The sequence below is a fragment of the Arthrobacter gyeryongensis genome (assembly GCF_039543785.1).
In the GTDB taxonomy this organism is placed as follows: Bacteria; Actinomycetota; Actinomycetes; order Actinomycetales; family Micrococcaceae; genus Arthrobacter; species Arthrobacter gyeryongensis.
On the sequence record NZ_BAABKK010000032.1, the window covers coordinates 89,115 to 102,781 of the forward strand.

16 protein-coding genes are annotated in these 13,667 nt (G+C 64.5%); 3 read left to right on the forward strand and 13 right to left on the reverse strand.

Going from position 1 to position 13,667, the window contains the following annotated elements; genetic code table 11:
- Positions 1-8: 8 nt before the first annotated feature.
- The gene (locus ABEA18_RS20995) at positions 9-1,550 is read left to right on the forward strand and encodes an MFS transporter (RefSeq protein ID WP_345452448.1); all 1,542 of its coding nucleotides are present in this window, start codon (positions 9-11) and stop codon (positions 1,548-1,550) included.
- Positions 1,551-1,557: 7 nt separating this feature from the next.
- Here the strand turns inward: ABEA18_RS20995 and ABEA18_RS21000 are convergent, their stop codons facing one another.
- Positions 1,558-2,391 (reverse strand): sigma-70 family RNA polymerase sigma factor, encoded by an 834-nt coding sequence (locus tag ABEA18_RS21000; protein ID WP_345452450.1) that lies wholly within the window; start codon positions 2,389-2,391, stop codon positions 1,558-1,560.
- 176 nt (positions 2,392-2,567) lie between these two features.
- Between ABEA18_RS21000 and ABEA18_RS21005 the strand changes: the two genes are divergently transcribed.
- Positions 2,568-3,170 carry a hypothetical protein gene (locus tag ABEA18_RS21005; RefSeq protein WP_345452452.1) on the forward strand — a complete coding sequence of 201 codons (603 nt, stop codon included), beginning with the start codon at positions 2,568-2,570 and terminating at the stop codon, positions 3,168-3,170.
- Positions 3,171-3,178: 8 nt separating this feature from the next.
- Here ABEA18_RS21005 and ABEA18_RS21010 read toward each other — a convergent pair whose 3' ends face one another.
- From ABEA18_RS21010 to ABEA18_RS21055, 10 genes are all read right to left on the reverse strand, one after another.
- Entirely contained in the window at positions 3,179-3,427 is a 249-nt protein-coding gene (locus ABEA18_RS21010) for a carbon storage regulator (RefSeq protein ID WP_345452454.1), read from the reverse strand.
- Positions 3,428-3,431: 4 nt separating this feature from the next.
- Entirely contained in the window at positions 3,432-4,451 is a 1,020-nt protein-coding gene (locus ABEA18_RS21015; RefSeq protein WP_345452456.1) for a hypothetical protein, read from the reverse strand.
- The gene (locus ABEA18_RS21020) at positions 4,429-6,474 is read right to left on the reverse strand and encodes a flagellar biosynthesis protein FlhA (protein WP_345452458.1); all 2,046 of its coding nucleotides are present in this window, start codon (positions 6,472-6,474) and stop codon (positions 4,429-4,431) included. The genes ABEA18_RS21015 and ABEA18_RS21020 overlap by 23 nt, the downstream gene beginning before the upstream one ends.
- Before the next feature lie 73 nt (positions 6,475-6,547).
- On the reverse strand, positions 6,548-7,660 hold the full coding sequence (locus tag ABEA18_RS21025; RefSeq protein WP_345452460.1) for an EscU/YscU/HrcU family type III secretion system export apparatus switch protein: 1,113 nt from the start codon (positions 7,658-7,660) through the stop codon (positions 6,548-6,550).
- Positions 7,660-8,418 carry a flagellar biosynthetic protein FliR gene (locus ABEA18_RS21030; protein ID WP_345452461.1) on the reverse strand — a complete coding sequence of 253 codons (759 nt, stop codon included), beginning with the start codon at positions 8,416-8,418 and terminating at the stop codon, positions 7,660-7,662. The genes ABEA18_RS21025 and ABEA18_RS21030 overlap by 1 nt, the downstream gene beginning before the upstream one ends.
- Position 8,419: 1 nt before the next feature.
- Positions 8,420-8,695, reverse strand: a complete 276-nt coding sequence (gene fliQ, locus ABEA18_RS21035) for a flagellar biosynthesis protein FliQ (protein WP_059388219.1) — start codon at positions 8,693-8,695, stop codon at positions 8,420-8,422.
- Positions 8,695-9,447: a flagellar type III secretion system pore protein FliP gene (fliP, locus tag ABEA18_RS21040; RefSeq protein WP_345452662.1), complete on the reverse strand. Its 753-nt coding sequence runs from the start codon at positions 9,445-9,447 to the stop codon at positions 8,695-8,697. Before fliP ends, fliQ begins: the two co-directional genes overlap by 1 nt.
- 119 nt (positions 9,448-9,566) lie before the next feature.
- A complete protein-coding gene (gene fliO / locus ABEA18_RS21045; protein WP_345452462.1) occupies positions 9,567-10,079 on the reverse strand; it encodes a flagellar biosynthetic protein FliO in 513 nt (170 codons plus the stop codon).
- The gene (gene fliN, locus ABEA18_RS21050) at positions 10,080-10,826 is read right to left on the reverse strand and encodes a flagellar motor switch protein FliN (RefSeq protein WP_345452463.1); all 747 of its coding nucleotides are present in this window, start codon (positions 10,824-10,826) and stop codon (positions 10,080-10,082) included. It lies immediately after the preceding gene.
- Complete coding sequence (locus ABEA18_RS21055; RefSeq protein WP_345452465.1) at positions 10,823-11,719, reverse strand: flagellar motor switch protein FliM; 897 nt, start codon at positions 11,717-11,719, stop codon at positions 10,823-10,825. The genes fliN and ABEA18_RS21055 overlap by 4 nt, the downstream gene beginning before the upstream one ends.
- A 150-nt stretch (positions 11,720-11,869) precedes the next feature.
- Here ABEA18_RS21055 and ABEA18_RS21060 point away from each other — a divergent pair, with 150 nt between their 5' ends.
- A complete protein-coding gene (locus ABEA18_RS21060; protein ID WP_345452466.1) occupies positions 11,870-12,175 on the forward strand; it encodes a hypothetical protein in 306 nt (101 codons plus the stop codon).
- A 22-nt stretch (positions 12,176-12,197) separates the two neighbouring features.
- Here ABEA18_RS21060 and ABEA18_RS21065 read toward each other — a convergent pair whose 3' ends face one another.
- Together ABEA18_RS21065 and ABEA18_RS21070 are read right to left on the reverse strand one after the other, a co-directional pair.
- Positions 12,198-12,911, reverse strand: coding sequence for a GAF and ANTAR domain-containing protein (locus ABEA18_RS21065; protein WP_345452467.1), 714 nt, complete (start codon positions 12,909-12,911; stop codon positions 12,198-12,200).
- A gap of 9 nt (positions 12,912-12,920) precedes the next feature.
- The gene (locus tag ABEA18_RS21070; RefSeq protein ID WP_345452468.1) at positions 12,921-13,547 is read right to left on the reverse strand and encodes a GAF and ANTAR domain-containing protein; all 627 of its coding nucleotides are present in this window, start codon (positions 13,545-13,547) and stop codon (positions 12,921-12,923) included.
- Positions 13,548-13,667: the final 120 nt, after the last annotated feature.

Consider the following 13,667-nt stretch of genomic DNA (forward strand, 5'->3'; position numbering starts at 1 on the left):
TTATATTCATGTTCAGCCCGTCCACAACCCAGCACCCCCGCACCCCTTCGATCCAATCCGCCCCGTGGCGCGATTGGGCTGCCCTGGCACTCCTGATGTTCCCCGTGCTGCTGGTGGCTGTGGACAATACGGCGCTGACATTTGCTCTGCCGCAAATCGCCCGTTCGCTGGAAGTCGGGGGCGTGCAGCTGCTATGGGTCGTCGATGCCTACCCGCTGGTGCTCGCAGCCCTGCTGGTGTCCATGGGAAACCTGGGAGACCGGATCGGCCGCCGCCGCCTGCTGTTGACCGGCAGCACCGGCTTCGCCGCCGTTTCCGCGGCCACCGCCTTCGCGCCGTCGGCTGAATGGCTCATCGCCGGACGCGCCAGCATGGGCATCTTCGGAGCCATGCTCATGCCGTCCACGCTGTCCTTGATCCGCAACATCTTCCCGGACCCGAACCGGCGCCGGCTCGCCGTGGCAGTGTGGGCAGCGGGATTCTCCGGCGGCGCCGCCCTCGGGCCGATCTTCGGCGGCTGGCTCGTGGAGCACTTCTGGTGGGGGGCCGTTTTCCTGGTTGGGGTGCCACTACTGCTGCCCCTGCTCGCCTTCGGCCCGTCCCTCATCCCCGAGTCCAAGGACCGCAATCCGGGAAAGCCCGACGTTCCCAGCGTCGTACTCTCCATCATCACCATGGCTCCGGCGGTTTATGGCATCAAGGAGGCCGCCGTGCACGGTTTTGGCCCTGGACCCGCGGCCTTCATGGCGTTCGGCCTGGCCATGGGAATCGTCTTCGTCCGGAGGCAGCGCTCTTTGGCATCGCCCATGTTGGACGTACGGCTTTTCCGGAACAAGGTCTTCAGCACGGCCATCACCGCCAACGTCTTGTCCCTGTTCTCCATGACCGGCTTCATCTACTTCTTCGCGCAGCACTTGCAGCTCGTGGAAGGCCAATCCCCCATGCAGGCGGGGATCTCGATGGTTCCGGCACTGCTGGCCACCATCGTGGCGGGCCTGGTGGTGGTTCCGCTGGTCAAGCGGATACGCCCGGGCCTGGTGGTGGCATCGGGCTTGGCGCTGAGCGCAGTGGGATACCTCGTGGCCGCACTGGGCAACCACAGCCACGGGCCCGGGTACCTTTTGACGGCACTCCTGCTGCTGGCCATCGGGGTTGGCTCGGCGGAGACCATCTCCAACGACCTGATCCTCGGCGCGGTTCCTGCCGACAAGGCGGGTGCGGCATCGGCGATCTCCGAAACGGGTTACGAACTCGGTTCATTGCTGGGCACAGCCGTCCTTGGCTCCATCCTGACAGCGTCCTACCAACACCACTTGCTGCTTCCAGGCGAATTGTCCGGCCACGCAGCCGAACGCTCAAGGGAGACGCTCGCCGGAGCCGTGGACACGGCGGCCACACTGCCCCAACCATTGGGCGACGCCCTCACCGCGGCCGCACGCGCCGCCTTTGAATCAGGGGTCCACATAACAGCGGCGATCGGGCTGGTACTGATGGCCGGAGCGGCAGTCCTTGCCGCCGTCGTGCTCCGCCGCGTGCCGACCGCAAACTAGGCGGTGTCTAGACCGCCCGGTTCAAGGCAGCATCAGGCGAGCTGAAGCTGCGGGTAATTCCGCCCAAAGTAGCAGTGGCAAGCGTCGAGAGGTAGTCGTGCCGGCGTCGGGCAGTAATGCGCGATTGGGGCTCAAAAGATTGCCCGGGATCGTCGGCGTAATGGGCGGACAGTCCATCGCGCATGAGGCGGATGCCCTCGGCGCGCTGCTGCGAGACCGCGGCGTGGGTGGAACCGAGTTCCTCGGCGAGTTCCTTGACGGTCCGTCCCCCGAAGTAGATCTCCTCGACGACGTAACGCATCTTTTCCGGCAGGGCGTCGACGGCGGCGCGAAGGTACTTGAGGCGCTCATCGGCCAGGACCGAGTGCTCCGGGGAGATGGTGTCCGCCGCGACGGTGTCCACGACGACGTCGTCCAGCGGCGACAGCGTCCGTGCGGCGTCGGCCAGGGCGGCTTCCACCACGCTGCGTTCGACGCCCAGGGCCGAGGCGGTTTCGGCCACCGAAGGCGTGCGGCCAAGGACGCCGGAGAGCGTTTCCTGGACCGACATGGTTTCCTTGATGCGTTTACGCGCCGATCGCGTGGCCCAGTCGCTGGCCCGCATCTCGTCCGCAAAGGCTCCGACGATCCGGCGGCGCGCAAACGCGCCGAAGGGGACTCCGAGGTTCGGATCGAAGGAGTCGGCAGACGTTATCAACGCCACGGACCCTACCGATGCGAAATCGTCGCGCGACAAATGAGAAGCTCTCGCGCAGAGCTCAGACACCAAATAGCCAACGAGTGGCAAGTGCTGAAGCACCAACTCGTTGCGTTCTTCGCGATTCAAAATTAGTCCCCCCATGAGACCTGTTTATTGAGTTGCCAAGCCTGATTCCACGGGCTTCATGGGCGAGCTGCTGAGACGATGCAACGTGCTGAAGATTACATGGAACAGACATGTATTCAGGAAACATACCATCTGAAAAATAACAATCCGTGTACGCTCATGAAAAAGATACAAAAACAGGCCTCGGAACCATGTTCCTAGGCCAAACCGGGGAATGGGGAACCGTGGGGGCGGATGAGCTTTCGGCTTTGCTGTGGCGAGAGCGGAGACAGCTGGAACTACTGTTGTACCGGCTCGAAACACAGTTGCTGCACGTTCGGGCAGGCAACTCGCATTGGTTGAAATTCGCTGCGGCTGACGTGGAAAAGGTCCTGGACAACCTTCGTTTCGACACACTTGCCCGGAACATCGAGTCCTCGGCCCGAGCCATTGAGTGGCGGCTCCCGGCGAACGCCACCTTGCCGATGATCGCCTCAGTGGCCCCGCCCGGAATCTGGCCGGAACTGCTTCAGGATCACCACCGTGAGCTGGTATTGGTGCTCAAGCAAGTCGAATCAACCGCGGCCGCCAACGTCGAGGCTCTCCTGACAGGGCAACAACGGGCCGGTAACCCGCCGCTTGGCTCTGTGCAGCCCGCCGACAATGGGGTCCCGGCGGCGCCGGTAGCGGTCGCGCAAACCGACAATGCGGATGACGTGATGCTGCTTGCGGAAAGCGCCAATATCGAACGGGCCCTGGCAGTGACGAGGGATTGCTCTCTGCCGCTCCTCAAGGAGTTCCTGGGCTTGGAGTAGAACCCGGCCTATTCCTTGCCCGGTTTCCGGGCAGGCGGACGCAGCCCCGCAACGAGTTCCTCGGCTTCGGGGCCGGCTTGGGCGGCAGCGAGGTTGGCTGCTGCGATCGCCTCGACCACTTCGCGACGTTGAATGGACACCCCTCGGGGGGCCTCGATCCCGATCCGCACGCCGTCGCCGCGGCCTTCCATGACGGTGATGACAATGTCCTCACCAATCATGATCTGTTCGCCCGGCTTGCGTGTCAGTACCAGCATGCTCTCAATCTACCTTTCCGAGCACGGCAACGCGGGCGGGCTTGCCGTCCACCCACCCGATGGGGAGACCAAGCTCGTTTACAGTTTCTGGGCTTCCAGTCTCCGACGCGCCGAAAACAGCAAGGCCGTCGACGTGGACACGCTCGGCGGCCAGCGCGGCGGAGAGCGCCCGGACCCAGGCCGCCGTGTCTTCAGCTTTCCGCCCGGCGTCAACAACCAGCCACAACTGGTCTGCGGCGAGCGCTGCGATGCCCGCCGCGTGCCTCCCGGTTTCGCCTTGCCTGCCGAGTCCGTACGCCACCAGCACGGTTTGGCCGGTGAGCACCGCTTGGGCGCGTGCCGCCGTCGCGCCCTGGCGCCCCGCCACGTGGAGGTGCCCGAAAGCGGTCAACGCTCCGGCTGTCCGGACATCGGAACCGCCCTCGGCGATGGACATTTCCAGCGCTGGTCCCAAGGCGTCGTCGCCGAGGCCAAGCAGGATGATGAGGTTGCCGCCGCCGGCAAGTGGTACCGGTACGGGCATAGGAGCGGTATGCCCGACGGCGGCGGCTGGCAACGCGGTCAGCATCCCTTGCGTCGCTGGTCCCGAGACCTGGAACTCCTTCCCCAACTGCTCCAACATCCCAGCGAAATCCGGGGAGGCGGTTGAGACAGCTGCCTCGGGCCGGTAAAGGTCCATCTCGGCCGCGTCGGCTTGCGCGAGGAGCGCGGCGATAGCGGGCCCCTGCAACGCATGCGCCTCCCCGCCGGGGCGGGCGTCCCCGGCAACTTGGGCATCCCAACTGGCTCGCAGTTGTTGTCGTTCTGGGCCGTCAGAACGACAACTATTGCTAGCTAGTTGGGTGGAACCCGCTGCCGGAACCTCGATGGTGGCCTCGTAGCGATTGGCTGCGAAGAGGCCGGCGATCCCCGGATTGGTGACTTTCTCGGCGGAGACGATCCGCGCCCCGGGACCGTACTGTTGCTCGGCTTTCGCCCGGATGTCATCCAGGGAGGTGCCCTTAAGCTTGTATTGCTTCGGCATGGCGGACCACCCCCACGGTTTCGATCTGGATGTTTGCGGACGTCACTTCGCGGTAGGACAGCACGGGAACACCGCCGTCGGGAGCCGCCACGAGCCGCCGGACCGCGGGCCGCAAGGCCGGGGCGCACACCAGAACGGCTTGCCGTCCGGCGTTTGCTGCGGCCTCAACCGAAGACTGCACAGAGGCCAGGACGGCGTCAAGACGCGCTTGGCTCATGACGATCTGGGTACCCCCTTCGGCCGGGCGCATGTCTTCGAGCATGGACTGTTCCAGGAGCGGATCGATCATGATCACATTGAGCACTGTGCCGTCCAGGAACTTGGCTGCGAGCGCGGGCCCCAGGGATTGCCGGGCGGTTTCCACCAAAGCCTCGGGCTCGGTGGAAACCTTGGCACGGAGGGCAAGGGCTTCGTAAATGCGGGGAAGATCGTTGATGGGGACCTGTTCTTCGAGGAGTCCCTGCAGCACCCGCTGCACCTCGGCCAAGGACATGAGCCCGGGCATGAGTTCCTCGACGGCGGCGGGGCTCTGCTTGCGCACGCCCTCCGTCAGCACCCTGACGTCCTCGCGGGTGAGGAGCCTTGCGGCGTTGGCGGACACGATCGACGACAAGTGGGTCACCAGCACGGAAACCCGGTCGATCACCGTTGCCCCTGTCATTTCGGCGCTGTGGCGCATCTCGCTGGGAATCCATTTTCCGGCCAGCCCGAAGACCGGCTCCACCGTGGAGGTGCCCGGCAGTGCGTCAAGGTAATCGCCGAGGGCAAGCAACTTGCCCGACGGCGCCGTGCCACGTCCGGCTTCCACTCCGGCAATGCGGATGGCATAGGTGGCCGGCGGCAGCTCGACGTTGTCGCGCGTGCGGACGGGCGGAATCACGATCCCCAACTCCATGGCGATCTTGTGGCGCAAAGAGCGGACGCGGGCCAGGAGGTCGTCCGAGGCGCCGGAGACCATGTCGACAAGGTCGGGAGCCAACAGGATCTCGACGGGGTGGACGCGCATGTCCTGCATGAGCCGCTCGTTGGGGTCTTCTTCGGAGCTCAGGGTGGCCGCTTCCTGGGCGTCGTCAGCCTCGCCCTGCTTCTTCTGCTGCGCCGCCAGGCGCCTCGAGCCGAACAGCAGGGCAGCGCCCACCAGCAGGAAGGGCACGATGGGCATGCCGGGAATGAGTGCCATGGCCACCGCGGCCAGTCCTGCGATGAGCAAGGCGTTGGGCGACTGCATGAGCTGCGAGGAGGCCGTGCGGCCCATGTCTTCTTCGGCGTTGGACCGGGTGACGATCATGCCCGTGGACACGGCCATGAGGAGGGCCGGGATCTGGGTGACGAGCCCGTCGCCCATGGTCAGCAGGCCATAGGAGTTCAACGCGTCGCCCACATTCATGCCCCGCTGCAGCACGCCGATGGCAATGCCGCCGACGAAGTTGATGACGATAATGATGATGCCCGCGATCGCATCGCCCTTGACGAACTTCGAGGCACCGTCCATGGCACCGTAGAAGTCGGCCTCGGCGGATACCTCGGCGCGGCGCTTGCGGGCCTGGGCATCCGTGATGAGGCCCGCGTTGAGGTCGGCGTCGATGGCCATCTGCTTGCCCGGCATGGCGTCGAGGGTGAACCTTGCCCCCACCTCGGCCACGCGTTCGGCGCCCTTGGTGACCACCACGAACTGGATGACCACCAGGATCAGGAACACCACAGCGCCGATGATCATGGAGCCGCCCACGGTGACCTTGCCGAAAGCGTCGATCACTTGTCCGGCGAATCCTTGTCCCAGCACCAGCCGGGTGGACGCGACGTTGAGCCCCAGCCGGAACAGCGTAGCCACGAGCAACAAGGACGGGAAGACGGAGAAGTCCAGGGGTTTCTTGACGAACATGCTGGTGAGCAGGATCAACAGGGCGAGCAGGATGTTGCAGACGATCAGGAAGTCCAGCAGCGGCGCCGGTACCGGAACCACCAGCAGCAGTACGATGCCCACGATTCCCACCGGCACGGTGAGCCTGGCGAATCTGTTCATTGCTGTGTCCTGTCAAGGGTAGTGTGCTTGCTGGGTGCAGTTCGGGGGCTATGTCTCATGCGTGGACGCCCTCTCATGCGGGCGCTCCGGCCATGGTTACCGCCACGTCCGGCAAACGGTGGATCCCTCGTGCGGCTCCCCTGGCCTTGAGCGACATGACGAACGCCAGGACTCCCGCCACGGCCCGGTACAGCTCCACAGGGATTTCCTGGCCCAGCTCGCAGGCTGAGTGCAGTGCCCTCGCCAGCGGCACGTCCTGGACCATCGGGACCGATTTCGCTTCAGCCTCTTCCCTGATACGGGCAGCGATCACCCCGGCTCCCTTGGCCACAACGCGCGGTGCCGCTTTGCCGGCGTCGTACTTCAGCGCTACGGCGACGTGCGTCGGGTTGACGATCACGACGTCGGCGTCCGCGATGGCGCCGATCATGCGGTTCCGGCTCATGCTCAATTGGCGGGAGCGCCGCTGGGACTTGATGAGGGGATCGCCGTCGCTGTTCTTGTTTTCGTCCTTGATTTCCTTCTTGGACATGCGCGTCTTTTTGCGGTTGCGGCGCATGACCACGAAGATGTCCACGGCGGCCAGCACCAGGCCCGCCAGTACGGCGAACTGGATCAACGAGCCTATGCCTCCGGCCGCTGCCGAAAGGATGCCGGATACCGGCAGTCCCCCGGCAGTGAGCAGCACCGGGATGAGCCCCTGCACAACGGCGTAGAGGACAAGCCCGACGACGGCGGTCTTCAGGAGCGCTTTCAGGCCGCCCCACAGTGCCTGGGCGCCGAAGATCCGCTTGAGGCCGCTGACAAGGTTGAAGTGTTCAAACTCGGCGCGGAACTTCTTGAAGTGGATGCCGCCCTGCAACGCGGATCCGGCGAGCACTACCACCATGACCACCACGACCACCACGAACAGGGGCCCCAGCACCTGGGCCAAAGAACCGAACCCGGCTTCGAGCGCCGCCACGGCTTTCGCAGGCTCGGGGTTCGCGATCACGCCGCGGACAGTGAACAGTTGGTCCGCCGCAGCGTTGGAGGCACGCTCGATGGTGGACGGGATCATGGCTGCCGCGGATCCGACGGCGAGCCAGGCTGTGAGATCCTGCGAGCGGGAAAGCTGCCCTTTGGACCGGACTTCCCGCATCCGCTTGTCAGTGGCTTGCTCGGTTTTCTCTTGCGAATCCGACATCAGCCCACCCCCATCAGCGTGTTCGCCGCTTGCTCGGCGAGCATGGCAACGAGGCGCGGTAGTGCCAGGAACAGGAACCCTGCAAGCCCGAGGGTGATGAGGACCTTGAGCGGGAAGCCCAGGGCAAAAGCATTCAGGGCGGGCGCTACACGGGTGAGGAGCCCCAGCCCGATATCGGCGAGTACCAACACCACCAGGAGCGGCCCGGCGATTTGCACCGCGGAGAGGAACATCCCGGTGACAGCCGAAATCATCGCGTGCACCGGCTGTGCCAAATCCAGTCCTCCAGCCAGCGGCAGGGCCGTGAAACTCCCGGTCAAGCCGCCGATCACCAGCTGGTAGCCGTCCGAGGCGAAAAGCAGGGCCAGGGCGGCCATCTGCATCAACCGGGTGAATTGGGCCCCGTTGATCATCATCTGGGGATCGAAGCCCTGGGCCATCTGGAAGCCGCTGAAGAGGTCTATCAGGCTGCCGGCCGATTGGATGGCCGCGAAGACGAGCAGAACGAGGAAGCCAAGGACCAACCCGGTCACGAGCTCAAGGACCACGGCCGCGATGAAGCCGGCGGTGTCCTTGGAGGTGTAGCCGGCGGAGAGACGTTGGGAAACGGCGAGCCCCAATCCGATGCCGAGCATCCCTTTGATCCGCAGCGGAATAGTTTGGTGCGAGAAGGGCGGGGCCACCACCAGGAACGCCGTCATCCGGACGGAGGCCAACAAGAGGACCTCAAGCCAGGACTGGTTGAAGGGCAGCTCCACTTCACGCTCCGCCGATCAGCGCGGGTATCCGGGCAAAGAGCTCGTTGGTGAAGGAGACGGCCTCGGTGATCATCCAGTGCCCGCACACCACCAGGGCCACGGCCACGGCGACTGCCTTGGGCACGAAGGAGAGAGTGGCTTCCTGAAGCTGAGTGATGGATTGCAGGAGGGAAATGGCGAGGCCCACCACCAGTGCGGTCACCAAGGCGGGCGCGGCCAGCTTGGCCGCGAGGATCAGGGCCTGGAGGCAAATGTCCAGGACTGCGTTGGTATCCATCAGCCGCTCGAATAACTCTGGATCAAGGCGGTGATCACCAATCCCCAGCCGTCCACCAGGATGAACAGCAGGATCTTGAAGGGCAGCGAGATCATCACCGGCGGAAGCATCATCATGCCCATGGACATCAGCGCGGCCGAGACCACAAGGTCGATCACCAGGAACGGGATGAAAATGACGAAACCGATGATGAACGCCGCCCGGAGCTCGGAGATCATGAAGGCCGGGATGAGGGTCTGCAATGGGACCGATTGCGGGTTGGCAGGGTTGTCCAGTTTGGCCGCGCGGGTCATGAGGGCAATGTCTTCCTGCCGGGTGTGGGCCACCATGAAGTGCTGGAGCGGCGCGGATCCCGCCGAAACGGCTCCGTTGAAGTCCAGCGTTCCGTTCAGGTAGGGCTGGATCCCGACGTTGTTGATCTCCGAAATCACAGGCCACATCACGAACAGGGACAGGAAGAGCGCCAGCCCGGCCAGCACCTGGTTGGGCGGGATGGACGGGAGGGACAAGGCATTGCGGGTCATCGCCAGCACCACGAAGATCTTGGTGAACGAGGTCATCATGAGCAGCAGGGCAGGCGCGACGGAGAGCAGCGTGATCCCGATCAGGGTCACCACCGCGGTGGATGGCTTTCCGTCCAGCCCATTGATGTTGATGCTGACGTTGCCGTTGGACGGTTGGGCCGGTGCGGTGGGAACTACTGGCGGAGTGGGTGGCGTCGGACTCACCGGTGCAGCATGTCCGGTGGACATGCCCAGCCACAGGAACAGTGCCGTCAGTACCAGTATGCAAAGCACTACGGGAAGCGTCCTGCGCACGGCCAGCAATATCCTGCCGGTGCGTCGCGCATCGGCAGGCCCAAAAGTCAGGATCAATTCCGGCGTCCCCTGATGGCCTCGGCGGCCTGCCGCCAGGTGGAAACCGCAAGGATGGAACCGTGCATTGGCTGTGCTTTGTCCAGTTCGCTGCGGCGGTGGATCTCGCTCCGGCGCGTGAGCCCGCTGCCTTGAAATGCAGCGGCTTGGAGTGCAGCGGTTTGAGGCCCGTTGTCCGCAAGTGACGCGCCACGGGCGTCGCGGAAGATGTCGGCGAAACTCTCGGGTACCGGAGAGCTCTCCGGAACCTCCACGGGGACGTCGCCGCTGTGCAGGACGTTGATAGCGTGCTCGGTGACACCCAAAAGGAAGCGCTTGTCGCCGGCGTCGACCACCACCACCGAGGCCTTTTGGCCGACAGTCTGCCGGCTGACCACCGTCAGGGTGGTGTTGGCTCGGCGTCGGCCCTTGGCCTTTCCTTTGAGAAGGCGGCGCTGCAGGACCCAAATGAGCCCCAGCACCGCACCCAGGGCCACGAGCACGCGCAACCCGAGGATGAGCGAATCCATCTAGTAGATTCCCTCGGCGACGTCCAGGATGCGGGTGATGCGCACTGCATAGTCCTGGTCCACGACGACCACTTCACCATGGGCGATCAGGCGCCCGTTAAGGAGGACATCCGCGGGCGCGCCGGCCGAGCGGTCCAGCTCGATCACTTTGCCCGGTTCCAGGGCAAGGGCGTCACGCACGGACATGCGCGTGCGGCCGATTTCCACCGTGAGGGCCATTTCGACGTTGCTGATCAGTCCGAGTCGGGCCGAAACCGTACCGGACTTGGCGTTCCGCGCGGCGGCGGTGTCCTGCACGGTCCCGTGTTCGCGGACCCGGACGGCGAACCAGCCGAACGCCTGCGCGCCGTCGGTCGAGAGAGACTGGCGCAGTTCAAAAACAGCCGTTTCGGAGTCGGACAGCAGCCCCGCGGCGTCTTCCTCGCGCAACTCCCCCAGCACGCCGGCGTCGAACGCCTCGGCTGCGTGTTCCATCGCGGGGCGCAGTACGTCAACGACGGACACGACTCCGCCGGACACGACGCCGTTCAACCCGCCGCCGGCAGCGGCCAGGAAGGAGCGGTCCGTGAGGATGAGTGCGAAGTCCGCGGTCACGGCGCCCACGAAAGTGGCCGTGACAGCGAGGGGTGCATATGGCGCAGCGGCCTGGGGCGGGACAATGCCGGAGACCTGCAGCGTGGCAGGGGTGGGCAGCTGCATCGCCAAACGCTCGGCCGCGGACTCGTGCAGGGTCAGGGTGATGCTCATCGCTGGTTCTCCTCGATTGTGACGATGACGGCGGCTGCACGGGAGCCGTTGCGGGCCGGTGCTGCGGTGGCCAGGCGGGTGCCGCTGATGGCGACGTCGAACGGTCGGTTCTCCAGGTGCGGCAGCGCAATGACATCCCCGACGGCGAGGCCCAGGATCTGCGCGGGCGTCACCGGAGTGGGGCTCAACTGGATGGCGACGTCCACCGGCACCTGGGTGACCTGGGCGCGGACCAGTGCCTCGGCGTCGCGGCTGTGGACAGTGGGATTCACGTCGCCGAGCCCGGAAAGGAGGATGTCGGCGGGAATCGCGAGGCTGGCTGCGGCAAGGCTTTCGCCCACCTTCACGGTGAAGGAGGCCACGATCATGAGCTCTGCCGGAGCCGCGGCCTGGGCGAACTGGGAGTTGTACTGGATGACGTCCATGCGCACAGGGGTGGTCAGCAGGGCACCAAGCGAATAGCTCAGGTCCTCCAGTCCGTCTTCCACCATGCGGCTGATGAGGGACTGCTCGATCTGGGTGAACTTACGATCCGGGACCGCCGTCTCGCTGGCCCCGCCCAGCATGCGGGTGACCCAGGACAATGCCGCCGTGGCAGGAAACTGCATGACCAGCCGCGATTCGCTGCCCTCGATGCGGCACAGCACCATCGCCGTGACCGAAGGGAGGGATGCGGCGTATTCGTCGTAGCTCTGCATGATGAGCTGTTCAAGGGTCGCGGTGGACTTCACGCGGACCTTGGCCGTGAGCTGTGTTCCCCATTGGCGGGCGAACGTCTCGAAGGCGACTTCCAGGACGCGGCTGTGCTGTCGCGGCAAGGTGGTGGGCCTGCGGAAGTCATAGACGTCCACGGTGCGCTGCCGTCCCGCCGATTGATCTTCCTGTTCACTCACGGTTGCCACTATCGGCAAGGAAAGTGCGGGGGTAAGGGACTATTTGTCAGAGCCTTTCCGCGTGATGGCATGTCGGATAGGCTAGGTGTGTTGCCCCGGACCCTGGCAGCGCCAATTGTCGGCGCACGCTTCAGGAGGACATCACACATCATGCCAGACGACCCCAGCACCCGCACCTCCCACGCCCGGCGTCCCGCGGCCACAGCAGAGTCCGAAACTTGGCGGGATTACCCGTTGGCGGAGATCGACGAACTCATCGCGGAGCTGAAAATAAAAGTGGCGCGCTTTACGTTCTTTCGTTCGCTCCAATTCGGCGATGAGAATTCGGAACCCGGAAACGGGGCTGCCTTCGAATCGATGATGGATGCTCTCGAGGACATTTCGGCGGCAGCACTGGGCATCGAATTAGCGTCCCACCAGGAATTTCTCCGGATTCGCCCGGTTACCAGACCCTAGCTCGGCGGACGGTCTTTGCCGCTTACAGAGTCAGGGTCCGGTTGATGACACGCGCTGCGGTGTCATGCAGATTCTGGTTGTTGGCGCGTGCAAATGAGCGCAAGCGCCCGAACGCCTCTTCCATGTTGACTCCGGCAGTGTAGGCAATGACCCCCTTGGCCTGTTCGATGAGGACCCGGCTGTTCAGGGCGCGCTGAAGCTGTTCGTTGACAACCGCCGATTCGCGGATGGTGCGTTCCTGCAGGATGCCGATGGTCGCAACGTCCGCCAGCGCTTGGCCGATTGCAACGTCCTCGGGCGTCAGCGCGCCGGACCGTTCGCCGAAAAGACCCATGGCTCCGATGGTTCTTCCTTGAACGCGCATCGGTACCGCGTGGACAGAATGGAAGCCCTGTGAAAGGGCGGCCACCCGGAATTCGTCCCATTGGCCGGTCAAGGAGGCGATGTCCTCCACGACCACCGGCGTTCCTGTCCGGTAGCACTCAACACAAGGACCGGAGCCCGCCTGCAGCTGGAGTATTTCAACCAGCTGGCTTCGCTCGCTGGTGGAGGCCAGGACTTGCAGCTCGCCGTGAGGATCTGCAAGCAGCAACCCTGCGGCGGCGGCGTCGAGCAGATCCACGGATGCTTCGACGAGCGCATGGAGCAAGTCCAGCACGTCGTAGTCAGCGACCAGCGTGTTCGTGATCTTTACGAAGGCCGCGCTGACGCGCTCGGCGCGGCTTGTGGTCACCATGTCGCCATATTACTGCAGACCGCCGCTGCCGTGCGCGTCATTCCCCGGGGCAAAACTCAGGCGTCCCTGCAGCACTGCCTCGGCTGTTTCGCGCAATGTCAGCGCATGCGCGAACGCGTGTGCACGCATCAACAAAAGTGCATCGGCAGCGGAACTCCCTGACTGTGCCAGGACCATTCCCGTGGCCTGGTGGATCTCCCGCCGGGACATCAACGCCGCTTCCACGGCGGGGTCTGTGTCGGGCGAGTTCACCGACAGAACCCGTCGCAACAAATGCCATGCCGTTTGGCTGGCAAGGACCGATGCTGTTGCATAATCGGCGTAACTCAGGCTCCCCGGTTTCGTATTGTGGAGCTCCACAACCCCGAGCTCCAAAGCGCCCAGGGTCACCGGGAACACAAACAGCGCCGCCGCTTCGGTCTCCAGGACTGCTTTGCTAAAAACCGGCCACGAGTACGGATGTGAATTTCGCACATCGGGGACCAGAACCGGGAGCTTGGTGTGCAAGGCTTCCCACCTTGGACCTTCCCCCAAATCAAACTGCAGCTCATCAAGCTTGGCCGCCAGCGCATCGCTTGCGCACACGAGGGTCTCCGACGCTGCCCCGCCGAACATGGACACGGCTGCACCACTCACGGATAGCTGGGTCAGAAACGGCGTACACAGCTCAGCGCCATCATCCATGGTGAGCCTCAGATCCCCGAATCTTCCTTTGCGGCAGAACCCGGTTGAACGCGGAACCGGAACAGCTGCTCT